The sequence below is a fragment of the Microbispora sp. H13382 genome (assembly GCF_014161445.1).
In the GTDB taxonomy this organism is placed as follows: domain Bacteria; phylum Actinomycetota; class Actinomycetes; order Streptosporangiales; family Streptosporangiaceae; genus Microbispora.
The window spans coordinates 330,082-345,250 of record NZ_JABBXA010000004.1; the positions used below are offsets into that span (position 1 = coordinate 330,082).

Sequence of the window (15,169 nt, forward strand, 5' to 3'; positions counted from 1 at the left end):
CCCGGCCCGGTCCGGGCCGGGACGCGTCGGTACGGCCTAACCGCCGCAGGGGTTGGCGGCGTCGCCGGTGACCACCCCGTTCTTCACGGTGCTGGTGCCGGCGCCGAGGGTGTAGTCCCTGCCGTTGTTGTTGTCCCAGGAACCGGAGCCGTTGTTGAAGGTGACCTGGAAGGCGGTGGCCGTGCCGAGGTTCACGGTCCTCTTCTTCCAGCCGGCGCAGGCGGCGTCCATGGCCACGCCGGGGACGGTGGTCCAGGAGCCGTTGACGCCGTAGTGGATGTAGGCCGGGTTCCAGCCCGTGTAGTAGTAGACGGTGGCGGTGCCGCCGGTCGGCGTCGCCGTGGGTGAGGGCTGGGCGCCGACGCGGATGGCGACGGCGCTCCTGCCCGGGACGGTCACCGTCGCCGTCCCCGCGGCGTCCACGGTCACCGAGCCGCCACCCGCGACGTTCGGATACGTCCCGGCCGGCAGGCCGGTGGTGAAGGTGCGGGTGACGCCGCCGCTCTCGTTGTTGATCGCCACCCAGCCCCTGCTCCCGCGGCTGAAGGCGATCAGATTGCCCCCGTTGTCGGTCCAGTTCGCGACCGGGGTGCCGGCGACCGTGTTGTAAAAGCCGACCATGCCCGCCATCTCGCGGTCGAAGCAGGTCCACCGGCCGCCGGAGCAGTCGGTGTCGGTGACGAACCCGCCACCGGCCGACGGCGGGCCGCCCTCGCCGTCGCTCCACGTGAAGGAGGAGTAGACGTTGGGCTTGCCGTACGGCCAGGCCAGCATGAAGACGTTGGCCAGCCTGTAGGCGGCGCCGTACTTGTAGTTGAGGGTGGAACCGTTGCGCTCGGTGTCGTGGTTGTCGACGAAGACCACCGCCTTGTCGTCGCCCACCGACAGGCCCCAGCTCTGGCCGAAGGTCCGCAGCCACTTGATCTGGCCGGTGAACTGCTCCTTGAGCTTGCGGCCGTAGACGAACTCGTCCACGTCGCCGATGCCGGTGTACTGGCTCGGCTGGACCGCCTCGTTCGTGCCGTGGATGACCTCCTGGTGGATGTACGGCGAGCCCCTGAGCCTGGACCGGATCGCCGCGAGGTCGTCGGGGCTGATGTGCTTGGCGGCGTCGATGCGGAAGCCGTCCACGCCGAGGTCGGTGAGCCTGTTCATGTACGCGGCGATCTGGCCGCGCACGTAGTCGGAGCCGGTGTTCAGGTCGGACAGGCCGACGAGTTCGCAGTTCTGCACCCGCCAGGCGTTGTTGCCGTAGTCGGCGTCGTTGATGCCGCAGGTGGGGGAGTGGAAGTCCCAGGAGGAGTACAGGCCGGGGTAGTCGTACTTGCTGAAGGAGTAGCCGCCGTAGCTGGTGGCGCCCTGCCCGGTCATGTGGTTGACGACCGTGTCCACCTGCACCTTCACGCCTGCGGCGTGGCAGGCGGCGACCATGTTCCTGAACGCGGTCTCGTCGCCGAACTTGCTGGTCAGGACGTAGCGGGCGGGCTGGTAGACGTCCCACCACACCGAGCCGCCCTTGGACATGGAGTCGGCGGGCGGGGACACCTGCACCGAGCCGTACCCGGCCGGGCCCAGGACGTCGGTGCATTCCCTGGCCACCGACTTCCAGTTCCAGTTCCACAGGTTCGCGGTCACGCCGGGGCCGGTCGCGGCGCCGGCGGCGGTCTCGGTGAGCACGGGCAGCGTCACCACGGTGCCGGCCGCCACGGTCGCGGACAGCGCGCCCGCGACGATTGCTTTGTACAGTCGCATAGAGGGGTCTCCAGGACATCGGATCGGGATCCCTTGAACGCGGGCCGGGTGGAGCCGACACCCGGCCCGCTTCGTGCGCACGCCTGTGAGAGGCGCACGCGGTGCCGCGGACGCGCGGGGTTGTCCGGGCGGCACGGACGATCGACGTCGCGCGGCGGCCGGAACACGGACGAGGCGGGGCGGCGCCCTCGCGCCGTGGGGAGACTGGCACACCATCGGGGCCTCCGTCGGGTTTCCGAGGTGTTGCCTGGAAGTTACTTAGCGGGCACCTGTTGTGCAAGAGCTTGCAGCAAGTTTCAGAATTTTTCCGACTACCGGGCTGTGCGGTGATCCGGGGCGCGTGGCCGGTGGCCGGGGACGATAGCCTCACGGGGTGAGCCCTGCTTCCCGCCGTACGCCCCGAGCCGGCGAGCCCTGCCCCTGTGGTCTGCGGGCGTACGGCGAGTGCTGCGGCCGGTACCACGCGGGACGGGCCGCGCCGACGGCCGAGGCGCTGATGCGCTCGCGCTTCTCCGCGTTCGCGGTCGAGGACGAGGCGTACCTGCTGCGAACCTGGCATCCCGCCACCCGCCCGGCGCGGGTCGAGTTCGAGCGGGGCATGCGCTGGACCGGGTTGGAGATCGAGGCGGTCACCGGCGGGAGCCCGATCCACACGGACGGCACCGTCACCTTCCGCGCCCGGTACGCCTACCGGGGACGGCCCGGCGAGATGCGCGAGCAGAGCCGCTTCGCCCGGCACGAAGGCGCCTGGGTCTATCTCGACGCCATCGGCGAATAAATCCACAAAGGCCGGACATTCACCTGAATAGCGGTATAGGCGTCGAATGTCGGGGTCTAAAGGCATAGCGACAAAAAATGCGTCATCATCCATGCCGCGCTCGGCATGAGCGAGGCCGAGGCCATGATGCGGGGTATGACGTCGGCGTTGCTCATGTCCGCGACGAAAGCCCACGTCGGATGGCCTTGGTAGGTAAGTAAAGGTGCGTGCCACGATGTCTCGCCGCTGTACGTTCCGCTCGCGGCCGCTCCAGGCCGTGACGGCCCGCCGCCTGACGCTGGCCGCTCTCGTGGCCACGATCGCGTGGACCGCCGCGGCTCAGGACGCGAGCGCGAGCCCGGCCGCGCATTCCGCGCATCGTGGTGCGGCGCACGTCGTCACAGGCAACGGCGGCGGTGGCGGGGAGCAGGTGGCGTCCGGCGGGTCGGCCAGGGCCCGGCAGTCGAAGTCGGGCAACGGCAGGTTCAACCAGAACCTCAACGGCGTGTTCGCCCCGACCTTCATGATCGGCCAGCAGCAGACCGGCATCACGAACGGCGGGCGCGTCAGCACTCAGGGCGCCTTCTGCGGCCCCGGCCCGAGGCTCTGCAAGATCTGGCAGAACATGCCCATCACCTCCAACGGCTGGTGATCGGGGATACGCGGGGCCGCGAATTCCACGAATGGGAGAGTCGTGCTGACTGATATGGCAACGATGCCGTAAGACATCGCGCGGGCCGGGCGCGGAAAACCGCCGCGTCACTAGCCTGGGGGCGGCCTGGGCGAAAAGGGCCGCTCAAAGCACGGGAGCGCGCGATGAAGTGTCGGTGGTACGTCAGGACGGCTTCGAGGAAGATCGGTCTCGGTCTCCTCGCCTGCGCGTCGGTCGCGGCGGTGCTGGCCGCCGCGGGCCCCGCCGCCGGGGACACGCGCAGCCACGGGCGGGAGACGCCTCGCCGGCAGGAGCCCGGGCTCACCGCCTCGAACACCACGAGCAGCCGCGGCACGCAGCAGGTCTCCATCAACGTCGCGAACGGGGGGACCGGCGTCCAGAACGCGATGTGCAGGGGTAACCGCGGGTGTGACATCGTGCAGGCGCTCGGCGTGCCGTACGCGGGCGGTGCGCCCGTGCGGGCCCCGGCCCCCCGGGCGATAGTGGCGACGCCGGCGAAGGCGAAGGCACGGCACCGGGCGGCCTCTCCCGGCGGACCGGGGGACGGGTCCGCGGACGGCGCGCGGCCGGGTGCCCGTGCCGGACGCGGGACTCCGCCGCGGACGCCTCCGTTGGTAACCTCGACAGTGGGAAGGGCGAACGCGTCCCCTCCTCTGTCCACGGCCCGTTAACGAGGATCACCCCGAGTCGTCAGGATTGCGCACCATGTCGAAAGCCGGTCGGTCCCAAGAGGAGATTCGCCGGCGCAACCTCGGTGACCTGCTGCGGCACGTGCACCTGTCCGGCGCGCTGTCCCGCTCGGAGCTGGCCGACCGGATGGGTCTGAACCGCAGCACCATCATGGCGCTGACCGCCGAGCTGTCCGCGGCGGGCCTGGTCGGCGAGGAACTGCCGGGGGACACCGGCAGGGCGGGCCGGCCGTCGCTGGTGGTCCGTCCGGAGCGCGACCAGGCGCACGTGCTGGCCTTCGACGTCCGCGTCGACCGCCTGGTCGCCGCCCGGGTGGGACTGGGCGGCGAGATCCTCGACCGCCGTGAGGCCGTGAGGCCCCGCGCGGGCGCGGACCTGGAGGACGTCGTCGGCGTGCTCGCGGGATTCGGCCGCGAGCTGCGGCGCGGCGCCCGGCCGGGCTCGGTGTGCGTCGGGATCGGCGCGGCCTACTGCGGCATGATCCGGCCCTCCGACGGCACCGTCCGCTACGGGCCCTACATCGGGTGGGTGGACCAGGCGTTCGGCGTCGAGCTCGGCGCCCGGCTCGGGCTGCCGGTGCTCGTCGGCAACGAGGCCCACCTGGGTGCGCTGGCCGAGCGCGACCGCGGCGTGGGCCGCGGCTACGACAACCTGATCTACCTGCACGGCGACGTCGGCGTGGGCGGCGGGATCATCGTCGGCGGCAAGCTGCTGGACGGCGACGGCGGCTACGGGTGCGAGCTGGGGCACATGATGGTCAACCCGTACAACGGGCGGCCCTGCATGTGCGGCTCGCGCGGCTGCCTGGAGGCCGAGGTCGGCGAGCACGCCCTGATCGACGCCGCGGGCCGTTCGGAGGAGCTGAGCGGACGCGAGGGCGTACGCGCGGTGGTGGAGGCCGCCGCGCGCGGGGACGCGGCGGCGGAGGAGGCGCTGCGCCGGATCGGCGACTGGCTGGGCATCGGCGTGGCGAACCTGATCAACCTCTTCAACCCCGGGATGGTGATCTTCGGGGGAATGCTGCGGGACGTGTACCCGGGGTCGGAGGCGCAGGTCCGCCGCAGGGTGGAGACCAACGCCATGGTGATCTCCCGAGAGCAGGTGCGGCTGTGTGTCTCGGCGCTCGGGGACGACGTCACGCTGGTCGGCGCCGCCGAGCTGGCCTTCTCCAGACTCCTGGCCGGCCCTCTGGAGGTGCTCGCGGAGATGCGGCGCCGTGCCGCGAGCCGGGCGGCGGCCCGGAGGCGCGCGCTGGCGCTCTGAGGGCGCCGCAGCCGTTCCCCGCGCCGTTCCCGCGCCGGCAGGGCTCGACGGCAGGGGCTCAGCGGCAGGCGAAGCTCTCGGCCCGGCGGCGGAAATCGTCCGCCTTCGCCAGGTGGGAGTCCCCGTCGCAGGACAGGCCGGAGCACGGCCGATCCGCGAGCGCGTGGTGAAGGGCCGCGAGACGCTCCTGCGCGTCCGCCAGACCCGCGCAGATCGACTCCGCCCTCATCCGCATCGTCGCCATGCGCGTGCGGGCCTGCTCACGCAGCAGCCGCGAGTGTTCCAGCAGCGTCTCCCGGTCCTGCCCGGACGTACGGGGCACCGCCGCCACGGGGCGTACGGGCGCCACCCGAGGCCCGCCGAGCCCTTCGCCCCGGCCCGGCAGCAGCACGAGCCGCCGCTCCAGGGGCGTCATGGGCGCGGCGCGCACGACGGCGGGGCGGTCCGGCCGTCCCTCCGGCCACAGGAGAGCGAGCAGCCGGCCCAGCGGGCGGCTCGCCCAGACGATGAGGCCCCCGGAGGCCTCGGCGGCGGCGATGTGCACGCGCTCGAGCGCACGCACCCCGGCGAGGTCGCTGAACTTCAGGCGGACCGCGTCGAGCACCAGGTGCACGCAGCCGTCGTCGATCAGCCCCGCGACGACCCCTTCGAGCCTCGGACAGCTGAAGAGGTCCATCTCTCCGCTGACGCTCACCACGGCGGAGTCCGACTCGCGCTGCGGCACCTTCACCCACAGATTCATGGGTGACCTCCTTACCCCGCCTGCGGCGGGGAGACGGGCACCGGGCGATCGAATTTTCCGAGCGCTCCGCATGACTCCGGCAGTTCCAGGATATGGGGCGAATATGGATGCGCTCGTCCAGCGGGACGTCGTGGTCGTCGCCGCGTCCGCGGGAGGCATCGAGGCCCTGCGGACGCTGCTCGGCAACCTCCCGGCCGGTCTGCCCGCCTCCGTCCTGGTCGTCCTCCACATCTCGCCGCGTGCGGGCAGCGCCCTGCCGGGCATCCTCGACCGCGCCGGACCGCTGAAGTCGGCCGCGGCGCAGGACGGCGAGCCGCTGCGGCACGGGCGCGTCTACGTGGCCCCTCCGGACCTGCATCTGCTGGTGGACGACGCATTCGTCCGGCTGTCGCGGGGGCCCCGGCACAACGGGCACCGCCCGGCAGCCGATCCGCTGTTCCTGAGCGCGGCCGCCTTCGCGGGCCCGCGGACCCTCGCCGTCATCCTGAGCGGCACCCTCGACGACGGGGCACGGGGCTGCGCCGAGGTGGAGCGCCGGGGCGGGCTGGTGGCCGTGCAGGACCCCGAGGAGAGCCCGTTCGACGGCATGCCGCGCGCGGCCATCGCCGCGACGAGGCGGCCGGCGGTGTCCTCCGTACCCGGCATCGCGGAATGGATCGTGCGGGAATGCGTCGGGACGCGGGCCGCCGGGGAGGTCGCGGTGGACCGGAGGCTCCAGCACGAGCTGGCGGCGTTCTTCTCGGCACGCCCGCAGGAACCGCCCCCCGGACGGTTGAGCGCTTTCACCTGCCCGGACTGCAACGGACCGCTGTACGAGGTGGCCGCGCCCCCCAGCGGGCACTACCAGTGCATGGTCGGCCACGCCTGGTCGATGGAGAGCATGGTCGACGGGCAGTCGGAGGCCGTCGAGCGGGCCTTCTGGGTGGCGATCCTGCGCATCGAGGAGCGGTTGCGGCTCCTGACACGGATGCTGGGCCACGCCGAGGAGCGCGGGCAGGTTCTGACGGTCCGCCGTCTGCGGCAGCAGACGGCGCGGGACCGGGACGCCCTGGAGACCCTGCGCCACCTGCAGAGTCAGATCGGCCGCGAGGTGCCCGCCCCGGTCACCCACGGCGACGAGCGGCGATAGCGCGGACCCATGGTCACCAGCGAGGAACGTGAGTTCGACGACCTCCTGCTGATGCTCAAGGAGACCCGGGGGTTCGACTTCACGGGGTACAAGCGCAGCACGCTGCAGCGCAGGATCGCGCGGCGGCTGGAGGCGCTCAAGCTCGAGACGACGGGCGAGTACCGCGACTACCTGGAGCTGGAGCCGGGCGAGTTCGCGGTCCTCTTCGACAGCCTGCTCATCAACGTCACCGGCTTCTTCCGGGACCCGCAGGCCTGGCAGGTCCTGCGGCACAGGGCCATCCGCGCGGTCCTCGTGGCCAAGGGCGGCGGCCGGCCGATCCGTGCCTGGAGCGCGGGCTGCGCCACCGGCGAGGAGGCCTACAGCCTCGCCATCGCCCTGGCGGAGGAGCTGGGGCTGGACGAGTTCCGGGAACGGGTCAAGATCTACGGCACCGACCTGGACCAGAGGGCCCTGCAGGTGGCCCGTACGGCGGTCTACGACGAGCGCAAGGTCGCCGACATGCGGCCCGAGCTGCGGGACAAGTACTTCGAGCCGACGGGGGCGGGCCTGGCGTTCCGCCGGGACCTGCGCCGCCAGCTCATCTTCGGCCGCAACGACCTCACCAGGGACGCCCCGATCTCCCGCGTCGACCTGCTGCTCGCCCGCAACACACTGATGTACTTCAACGCGGAGACCCAGCAGAACATCGTCCGCAAGTTCCACTTCGCCCTCGCCGACCCGGGCTACCTCTTCCTGGGCAAGGCGGAGATGCTGCTCGACCACGGCGACAGGTTCGAGCCGGTGGACCTGCGCGTGCGTCTGTTCAGGAAGATCCCCCAGCCTGTGGGCGGGACGCGCATCGGCTGGAACCCGCCGGCGGCCCAGGCGGAGGAGAACACGCGTCTTCCGCGACTGCGGGGCGCGGCGCTCGCCTCCGGTCCCGTCGCCCAGATCACGCTCGACGCGGCGGGCAGGCTCGCCCTGCTCAACACCCGTGCCGAGGTCATGTTCGGCCTGCAGGCCCGCGACGTGGGCAGCCCGTTCCAGGACCTCGAGGTGTCCTACCGGCCCGTCGAGCTGCGGTCGCTGATCGAGCAGGCCGAGCTGGACCTGCGCACGGTCGAGCTCCACGACGTCACCTGGCAGCGCCCCGGCGCGAAGGAGCCGGGCGTCTTCGACGTCGCCGTCGTCCCGCTCATGGACAGGACCGGCGAACTCGTCGGAGTCACGATCAACTTCCACGACGTCACGCGCTATCGCCGGCTCCGCGACGAACTGGAGCAGGCCAACAAGGAGCTCGAGCACGCGTACGAGGAGCTGCAGTCGCTCAACGAGGAGCTGGAGACCACCAACGAGGAGCTCCAGTCGACCAACGAGGAGCTGGAGACCACCAACGAGGAACTCCAGTCGACCAACGAGGAACTGGAGACGATGAACGAGGAGCTCCAGTCCAGCAACGACGAGCTCCAGCAGATCAACGAGACGTTCAACGTCCGGACACGGGAGCTCGACCGGGCCAACCAGTTCGTCGCCTCCGTGGTGCGCTCGCTCGGCGACGTGGTCGTCGTCGTCGACCGGGAGCTGCGAGTGCTGCTGTGGAGCCGGGGAGCGGAGGAGATGTGGGGGCTGCGCGCCGACGAGGCCGACGGCCGCGACCTGCCCTCACTCGACATCGGCCTGCCCCTCGACCCGCTGCTGCCCGTGGCGCGGCGCGTGCTGGACGGCGCGCCGGCCGCCGACGGTCAGGGGGACCCGGTGAGCGTCGAGGCCGTCAACCGCAGGGGCCGTACCGTCCGGCTCGCGGTCACGCTGGCGCCGCTCCACGAGGACGACGCGTCGGTTCAGGGGCTGATCCTGGTCATGAGCAGGGGGGAGTGAGCCTCCGGGCCCGCTGCGGCCTCAGGTGACCAGACCGACTCCGCCGATGATGGCGCCTCCGGGCATGCCGTCCCATTGGCGCTGCGCGGGATCGGGCCGCCACAGGTGCAGCGGCACGACGCCGGGCTCCAGCACGTCGAGGTCGTCGAAGAAGCTCCGGACCCGGGCCGCGGTGCGGGGCACGATGCCGCCCGCGGTGGTCGCGGTGTAGACGTCCCGGCCCCGCCTGACCGCGTCCTCGTCCAGGTCGCCGTGGGTGATGTGGGAGAGCACCAGGTGACTGCCCGGGACGAGCGGCTTGCGGAACGCGCCGACGACGCGCGCCGCCTCCGTGTCGTCGGTCACGAAGTGGAGGACGGCCAGCATGATCAACGCGATCGGCCGGGCGAAATCGAGGTGGGCGAGGACTTCGGGGTGGCCGACGACGGACTCCGGTTCGCGCAGGTCCCCCTCGACCACGACGGACCGGGGGTTGTCGGCGAGCAGGGCGCGCGCGTGGGCGAGCACGATCGGGTCGTTGTCGACGTAGACGACCCGCGCCTGCGGCGCCTCGGCCTGCGCGACCTGGTGGACGTTCTCCTGCGTCGGCAGCCCGGTGCCGATGTCGAGGAACTGCCGGACGCCCGAGCGGGCCAGGTGCCGTACGGCCCGCACGAGGAAGGCGCGGTTGGTCCGGGCGACCTCACGGGCGTTGGGCAGGATCGAAATGATCTTCTCCGCCGCCTCGCGGTCGGCCGCGAAGTTGTCCTTGCCGCCCAGGTAGTAGTCGTACATCCGGGCCACGCTCGGCGTGCCGGGGTCCACCACCCACGCGGGAGCCTCCTCCTCGTGCACCCTCTGCCCTCCATTGCTCGGGGTCCGGACGACCATCCTAGAGACACAGCTGCCGGTTTTGACCGCCTGATCCGACAATCGGCAATGTCGGATGTCCTTGTACGTGCCGACTCCGGCCTTGCCGGGCATTCAGAAATAGAACGGGTTCTCGTACGCTCCGGGGTATGCGTTTCACCTATGCCGAGGCCATGACCGACCCGTCGTACTACCTGCCGCTCGCCCGGGCCGCGGAGGCGGCGGGGTACGCGAGCGTGACCGTGGCCGACTCCCTGGTCTATCCCCGGGAGTCGGACGCGAGGTACCCGTACACGGCGGACGGGGACCGGGAGTTCCTGGAGGACAAAAGCTTCATCGAGACGTTCGTCCTGATCGCCGCCATGGGGGCGGTGACCTCGGCGATCCGGTTCACGCCGTTCGTCCTCAAGCTCACGGTGCGCCCGCCGGTGCTGGTGGCCAAGCAGGCCGCCTCCGCCGCCTGGCTCACCGGCGGCCGCCTCGCCCTCGGCGTCGGGCTCAGCCCGTGGCCGGAGGACTACGCCGCGATGGGCGTTCCGTGGGCGCGGCGGGGCAGGCGCATGGACGAGGCCGTCGAGATCGTCCGCGGCCTGACGCGCGGCGGCTACTTCGAGTACCACGGCGAGTTCTACGACCTGCCGGCGGTCAAGATGTCCCCGGTCCCGGCCGAGCCGATCCCGATCCTGGTCGGCGGGCACAGCGAGGGGGCGCTGCGCCGCGCGGCCAGGCTCGGGGACGGCTGGATGCACGGCGGGGGCGACCCCGCCGAACTGGACGCGCTGCTCGCCAGGCTCGCCGCGCTGCGCGCCGAGGAGGGCACCGCCGACCGGCCCTTCGAGATCCACGTGATCTCCCCCGACGCCTACAGCGCCGACGGCGTGAAGCGGCTGGCCGGCAAGGGCGTCACCGATGTGATCGTCGGCTTCCGCAGGCCGTACGTGAAGGGGCCCGACACCGAGCCGCTGAGCCGGAAGATCGAGCACCTGGAGCGCTTCGCCGAGAAGGTGATCGCCAAGGTGGATGAGCGTTCGTGAGACGCCTCTCGTGCGGCGGGGCGGCCGACGGCGGTAGAACGCGTTCTTGCCAGCCGTTCCGCGCTCGCGCATGCTGGGGCGCATGGATCTGATCGCGCTGGAGGAGATCCGCCGGACCAAGTACCGCTACCTGCGCTGCCTGGACCTCAAACGCTGGGACGACTTCGCCGACACGCTCACCGGCGACGCCGTGGCGGCCTACGACAATCCGGTCGCCGGCGACCCGCTGCGGTTCGACGGGCGCGAGGCCATCGTCGGCTACATGCGCGCCAGGCTGGGGCCGGAGGTGATCACGACGCACCTCGCCGGTCACCCCGAGATCGAGATCGACGGCGACGACGCGAGCGGCACCTGGTGCCTCGACGACACCGTGCTGATTCCGCGCCACCGCCTGATGATCCGCGGATCCGCCTACTACGAGGACACCTACCGGCGCTGCTCCGACGGGCGCTGGCGGATCAGCGGCACCGGCTACCGCCGGACGTACGAGTACACGGTCTCCCTCGACGACCTGCCCGGCCTGCGTTTCACCGCGAACCGCTGGGCCGCCTCCTGACTCTTTCCGGCTGTGCCGTTGACCGTTCCTAGAACGAGTTCTACTCTCACGGTGAGCAAGGTCATCGTCAGCGCCGCGCGGCGGAGGGAGTCCGATGGCCACGGAACCGTTCGCCCGGGCGATCGCCGAGGCCGAGAAGATCATCCGCTCCGCCCGGCACGTACGGACCGAGCAGGATCTGGCCGAGGGCCTGGACTACCTGGCGGGCGGCATCAAGGCGGCGTTGCACATGACGTGGGCCTACGACCGCGACTTCCCCTTCTTCGCCGCCTCCACCGGCCCGTACGCCAAGCTCGGCCTGGACAACCCCGACACGCTCTACTTCCACGCCTACATCCGGGACGACGCCGAATACGTGGTCACGGGCCGCCGCGGCACCACGGCGGACCTGAGCTTCCAGGTGCTCGACGGCGACTACTCGCCCGCGCGGTCGCCCGGCAGCCTCACCGCCTTCGACGACCGTGACATCGAGATCGCTCCGGACGGGTCGTACGAGCTGCGCTTCGGCCCGCCCGGCACGGGGGCGCGCCGCACGCTGGGAACGGGAGCGGCGATGCTGATCGTGCGCGAGGTCTTCTCCGACTGGGACGCCGAGCGGCCCGGCGAGATCCGCGTCCACCGCGCCGACACGCTCGGGTCGGCGCCCCCGCCCCCGGCCGTGGACAGGATCTCGAAACGCTACGAGGTGGCCGCGAGGATGCTGCTGGGCCGGCTGCGGACGTTCCTCGCGTTCCCGGAGCGGCACTACCTCACGCTGCCGGTCAACACGATGACCGAACCGAGGCCCACCCCGGGCGGCCTCGCGACGCAGTACTCCTCGGTCGGCCACTACGACCTCGAGGACGACCAGGTCATGGTCGTCACCGTGCCCGCCGCGGGCCGCGACGTCGCGCCATACCAGGGGTTCCAGCTCGGCAGCATGTGGTACGTCTCGCTGGACTACGTCAACCACCAGACCAGCCTCACCGCCGACCAGGCCCGCCACGACCCCGACGGGAAGATCCGCTACGTGATCGGCGAGCGCGACCCCGGGCTGGCCAACTGGCTCGAACGCACCGGGCACCGCCGCGGCTACCTGCAGATCCGCTGGCAGCGGCTGACCCGCCCACTCGGGCCCGAGGACGGCCCCGAGGTGGAGGTGATGCGGTTCGAGGACCTGCCGTCCCGGCTGCCCTACCACGACCGGCAGCGGGTGAGCCCGGGGGAGTGGGCGGCCCGGATCGCCGCCCGGCAGGCCGCGGTCGCCCGAAGGATGCTGGGCTGATGCCGCTGGAGGGCCGGGTCGTCGTGATCTCGGGGGTCGGGCCCGGGCTGGGGCGCGGCCTGGCGCTGCGGTGCGCGGCGGCCGGGGCCGACGTGGTGCTGGCCGCCCGCGGCGAGGAGCGGCTGGCGGCGGTGGCGGAGGAGGTCGCGCGGCTCGGCCGCCGGGCGGTGCCGGTGCCAGCCGACGTCACCGACGAGGCGTCGCGGCGGCGGCTGCTCGCGACCGCGCTGGAGAGCTGCGGCCGGGTCGACGGCCTGGTCAACAACGCCTTCGCAATGCCGCCGATGACCGACCTCGTCGACGTGGACCTCGGCGCGGTGCGCGCCGCCTTCGAGACCAACGTGCTCGCCGCGTTGCGGCTCACCCAGCTCTTCGCGCCGGCGCTCGCCGAGCGGGCGGGCTCGGTCGTGATGATCAACTCGGCGGTGCTGCGGCACTCGCGGCGCACCTTCGGGGTGTACAAGATGGCCAAGGCGAGCCTGCTCGCCCTCGCCCAGAGCCTGGCGACCGAGCTCGGGCCGCGCGGGGTGCGGGTCAACAGCGTCGCGCCCGGCTACATCTGGGCGGACAACCTCAAGCGCTACTTCGAGGCCCTCGCCCGGCGGCGCGGCGTCCCCGTGCGGCAGGTGTACGACGAGACCGCGGCCGCGCTCGACCTGCGCAGGCTGCCCGAGCCCGACGAGATCGCCGACGCCGCGGTGTTCCTGCTGTCCCCGCTCGCGCGGGCGGTCACCGGCCAGTGTCTCGACGTCAACTGCGGCGAATGGCACCACTGACACGTACGGAGGCGACCGGATTGAGCGCGGGACGCGACGGCGTCGGCACGATCGAGGACCTGCACGCCTGGGCGAGCGGCGCCACCGGCCTGACCGACTTCGGGGACGACACCTACCTCGACGGCCTCGGGGTGCTGCTCGAGTCGTACGCCCGGGACGCGGCGCTCACCCCGCCCGGCGCCCGGGCGGCCCGTGCGATGCTGCGCGGCGCGCTGACCGCCCGGCTGCGGTGCGAGGAGGCGTGGCGGCGGCACCCGGAGCACGCGGCCGTGCCGGTCGAGCGGCCGATCTTCGTGACCGGCCTGCCGCGCACCGGCACCACCGCGCTGCACCGGCTGCTGACCGCCGACCCCGGCAACCAGGGGCTGGAGCTGTGGCTGACCGACGCGCCCCGGCCGAGGCCGCCGCGCGAGACCTGGGCGGGCGACCCGGAGTACCGGGCCGCCCAGGCCGCGTACGAGCGGCACCACGTGCGCCATCCGGAGTTCATGGGCGTGCACTACATGTCGGCGGACATGGTCGAGGAGTGCTGGCGGCTGCTCCAGCAGTCGATGCGGTCGGTCTCCTTCGAGTGCCTGGCCCACATCCCGGCGTACTCGGCCTGGCTGGCGGCGCAGGACTGGAGGCCCGCCTACGAGCGGCACCGGCGGATCCTCCAGCTCGTCGGGCTGGGCGACCCCGGCCGGCGGTGGGTGCTGAAGAACCCCAGCCACCTGTTCGCCCTGGACGCGATCATGGACGTCTACCCCGGCGCGCTGGTCGTCCAGACCCACCGCGACCCGGTCACCGCCATGGCGTCGATGTGCAGCCTCGCCGCGCAGGCGACCGCCGGGTGGTCGGAGGCGTTCACCGGTGCGGTGATCGGGCGGGACCAGCTCGGCCTGTGGAGCCGGGGCCTCGGCCGCTTCCGCGCCGCCCGCGCCCGGCACGATCCGGCGCGGTTCTTCGACGTGCGCTACGAGGAGTTCGTCCACGACCCGCTCGGCACGGCCGAGGCGGTCTACGCCCGTTTCGGGCTGCCGCTCGGCGACGCCGCCCGCGCGGCCATGGCCCGCCTGCACGAGGAGAGCCGTTCGGGGGAGGCCCGGCCGTCCCACCGGTACGAGCTGTCCGGCTTCGGGCTGACCCCCGAGGAGGTCGAGGATCGCTTCGCCGGCGTCGGGTCGTCCAGGTGACCTCGCCGGGCAGCGCGCCCTCGCGTCAGGAGCCGAAGAAGCCCTCTCGGTGGTATTTGCACGTACCACCGCCGCAGCTGGGGTCCGAATTCCAGCCGTCGCTGTAGGCGGCCATCCGATAACGCATAACGGATCCCTTGGTCTTCACTTCCCAGTCGTCCGGTGGCACCTGGCTGTCGAACTGCTTGACGTAGTTGCCGAAGGCGTTCCGGTAATAAATCCGGTGTCGCGCGTACAGGAAGCTCGGTGACCCCGGAGGGGTGCAGTTGTAGACGAAACTATTCGTATAGCGGGCTTTGCCGCCGAAGTCCGCCGAATAGTACGCTTTGGGTGCTCTCCCGGGTATGGCGGAATCACTCCAGTCCGGATGCCAGAAGTACCCCGAATTGCACGTGGGCGACTGCGAAACACGACCCGCACGCCGTTCACGAACGTGAGATCGGCGAGCGTGTCCTCCGGATCCTCCACCGCCGTTCCGTCATCGGGCGGCGGGTCGCCGGCGGTGGCCGTGGTCCGTGCGATCGCCTGCGCGAAGCCCGGGGGTGCGGGTGCCGCCAGGGCCGCGAGCGCCAATACGGAAATGGACAGGATTACGGTCGGCTTCCTGGCCGTCATCGCGACACTCCTTTTATATCCCCGGGAAATTAGT

Annotated in this window: 13 protein-coding genes; 10 read left to right on the top strand and 3 right to left on the bottom strand. The window is 71.7% G+C overall.

What is annotated here, in order from left to right; all coding sequences use genetic code 11:
* Positions 1-36: 36 nt before the first annotated feature.
* The gene (locus HHX41_RS11260) at positions 37-1,752 is read right to left on the bottom strand and encodes a carbohydrate binding domain-containing protein (protein ID WP_182905894.1); all 1,716 of its coding nucleotides are present in this window, start codon (positions 1,750-1,752) and stop codon (positions 37-39) included.
* A gap of 373 nt (positions 1,753-2,125) precedes the next feature.
* Here HHX41_RS11260 and HHX41_RS11265 point away from each other — a divergent pair, with 373 nt between their 5' ends.
* From HHX41_RS11265 to HHX41_RS11275, 3 genes are all read left to right on the top strand, one after another.
* Positions 2,126-2,530, top strand: coding sequence for a YchJ family metal-binding protein (locus tag HHX41_RS11265; protein WP_182905895.1), 405 nt, complete (start codon positions 2,126-2,128; stop codon positions 2,528-2,530).
* Positions 2,531-2,744: 214 nt separating this feature from the next.
* A complete protein-coding gene (locus HHX41_RS11270) occupies positions 2,745-3,161 on the top strand; it encodes a hypothetical protein (RefSeq protein ID WP_182905896.1) in 417 nt (138 codons plus the stop codon).
* A 726-nt stretch (positions 3,162-3,887) separates the two neighbouring features.
* Positions 3,888-5,135 carry an ROK family transcriptional regulator gene (locus HHX41_RS11275; RefSeq protein WP_182905897.1) on the top strand — a complete coding sequence of 416 codons (1,248 nt, stop codon included), beginning with the start codon at positions 3,888-3,890 and terminating at the stop codon, positions 5,133-5,135.
* 58 nt (positions 5,136-5,193) lie between these two features.
* On the opposite strand, the gene HHX41_RS11280 is transcribed toward HHX41_RS11275, so the two are convergent.
* Positions 5,194-5,877 carry an STAS domain-containing protein gene (locus tag HHX41_RS11280; RefSeq protein ID WP_182905898.1) on the bottom strand — a complete coding sequence of 228 codons (684 nt, stop codon included), beginning with the start codon at positions 5,875-5,877 and terminating at the stop codon, positions 5,194-5,196.
* 103 nt (positions 5,878-5,980) lie between these two features.
* On the opposite strand from HHX41_RS11280, the gene HHX41_RS11285 reads away from it, so the two are divergent.
* Together HHX41_RS11285 and HHX41_RS11290 are read left to right on the top strand one after the other, a co-directional pair.
* Entirely contained in the window at positions 5,981-7,006 is a 1,026-nt protein-coding gene (locus HHX41_RS11285; protein ID WP_182905899.1) for a chemotaxis protein CheB, read from the top strand.
* 9 nt (positions 7,007-7,015) lie between these two features.
* On the top strand, positions 7,016-8,866 hold the full coding sequence (locus HHX41_RS11290; protein WP_182905900.1) for a CheR family methyltransferase: 1,851 nt from the start codon (positions 7,016-7,018) through the stop codon (positions 8,864-8,866).
* A gap of 21 nt (positions 8,867-8,887) precedes the next feature.
* On the opposite strand, the gene HHX41_RS11295 is transcribed toward HHX41_RS11290, so the two are convergent.
* Complete coding sequence (locus HHX41_RS11295) at positions 8,888-9,700, bottom strand: SAM-dependent methyltransferase (RefSeq protein WP_310741927.1); 813 nt, start codon at positions 9,698-9,700, stop codon at positions 8,888-8,890.
* A 164-nt stretch (positions 9,701-9,864) separates the two neighbouring features.
* Here HHX41_RS11295 and HHX41_RS11300 point away from each other — a divergent pair, with 164 nt between their 5' ends.
* The 5 genes from HHX41_RS11300 to HHX41_RS11320 all read left to right on the top strand — a co-directional run bounded on the left by HHX41_RS11300 (position 9,865) and on the right by HHX41_RS11320 (position 14,520).
* Positions 9,865-10,749 (top strand): TIGR03619 family F420-dependent LLM class oxidoreductase, encoded by an 885-nt coding sequence (locus HHX41_RS11300; protein WP_182905902.1) that lies wholly within the window; start codon positions 9,865-9,867, stop codon positions 10,747-10,749.
* Between the two features lie 82 nt (positions 10,750-10,831).
* Positions 10,832-11,305, top strand: a complete 474-nt coding sequence (locus HHX41_RS11305) for a nuclear transport factor 2 family protein (RefSeq protein WP_169983201.1) — start codon at positions 10,832-10,834, stop codon at positions 11,303-11,305.
* 94 nt (positions 11,306-11,399) lie between these two features.
* Positions 11,400-12,569 carry a hypothetical protein gene (locus tag HHX41_RS11310; protein ID WP_182905903.1) on the top strand — a complete coding sequence of 390 codons (1,170 nt, stop codon included), beginning with the start codon at positions 11,400-11,402 and terminating at the stop codon, positions 12,567-12,569.
* Positions 12,569-13,345 carry an SDR family oxidoreductase gene (locus HHX41_RS11315; RefSeq protein ID WP_182905904.1) on the top strand — a complete coding sequence of 259 codons (777 nt, stop codon included), beginning with the start codon at positions 12,569-12,571 and terminating at the stop codon, positions 13,343-13,345. Before HHX41_RS11310 ends, HHX41_RS11315 begins: the two co-directional genes overlap by 1 nt.
* A complete protein-coding gene (locus HHX41_RS11320; RefSeq protein WP_182905905.1) occupies positions 13,333-14,520 on the top strand; it encodes a sulfotransferase in 1,188 nt (395 codons plus the stop codon). The genes HHX41_RS11315 and HHX41_RS11320 overlap by 13 nt, the downstream gene beginning before the upstream one ends.
* Positions 14,521-15,169: the final 649 nt, after the last annotated feature.

Excerpts from the sequence above, each read along its gene's own strand:
- HHX41_RS11260 (WP_182905894.1), bottom strand. The coding sequence starts at position 1,752 with ATGCGACTGTACAAAGCAATCGTCGCGGGCGCGCTGTCCGCGACCGTG.
- HHX41_RS11270 (WP_182905896.1), top strand. The coding sequence starts at position 2,745 with ATGTCTCGCCGCTGTACGTTCCGCTCGCGGCCGCTCCAGGCCGTGACG.
- HHX41_RS11275 (WP_182905897.1), top strand. The coding sequence starts at position 3,888 with ATGTCGAAAGCCGGTCGGTCCCAAGAGGAGATTCGCCGGCGCAACCTC.
- HHX41_RS11280 (WP_182905898.1), bottom strand. The coding sequence starts at position 5,877 with ATGAATCTGTGGGTGAAGGTGCCGCAGCGCGAGTCGGACTCCGCCGTG.
- HHX41_RS11285 (WP_182905899.1), top strand. The coding sequence starts at position 5,981 with ATGGATGCGCTCGTCCAGCGGGACGTCGTGGTCGTCGCCGCGTCCGCG.
- HHX41_RS11290 (WP_182905900.1), top strand. The coding sequence starts at position 7,016 with ATGGTCACCAGCGAGGAACGTGAGTTCGACGACCTCCTGCTGATGCTC.
- HHX41_RS11300 (WP_182905902.1), top strand. The coding sequence starts at position 9,865 with ATGCGTTTCACCTATGCCGAGGCCATGACCGACCCGTCGTACTACCTG.
- HHX41_RS11305 (WP_169983201.1), top strand. The coding sequence starts at position 10,832 with ATGGATCTGATCGCGCTGGAGGAGATCCGCCGGACCAAGTACCGCTAC.
- HHX41_RS11310 (WP_182905903.1), top strand. The coding sequence starts at position 11,400 with ATGGCCACGGAACCGTTCGCCCGGGCGATCGCCGAGGCCGAGAAGATC.
- HHX41_RS11315 (WP_182905904.1), top strand. The coding sequence starts at position 12,569 with ATGCCGCTGGAGGGCCGGGTCGTCGTGATCTCGGGGGTCGGGCCCGGG.
- HHX41_RS11320 (WP_182905905.1), top strand. The coding sequence starts at position 13,333 with ATGGCACCACTGACACGTACGGAGGCGACCGGATTGAGCGCGGGACGC.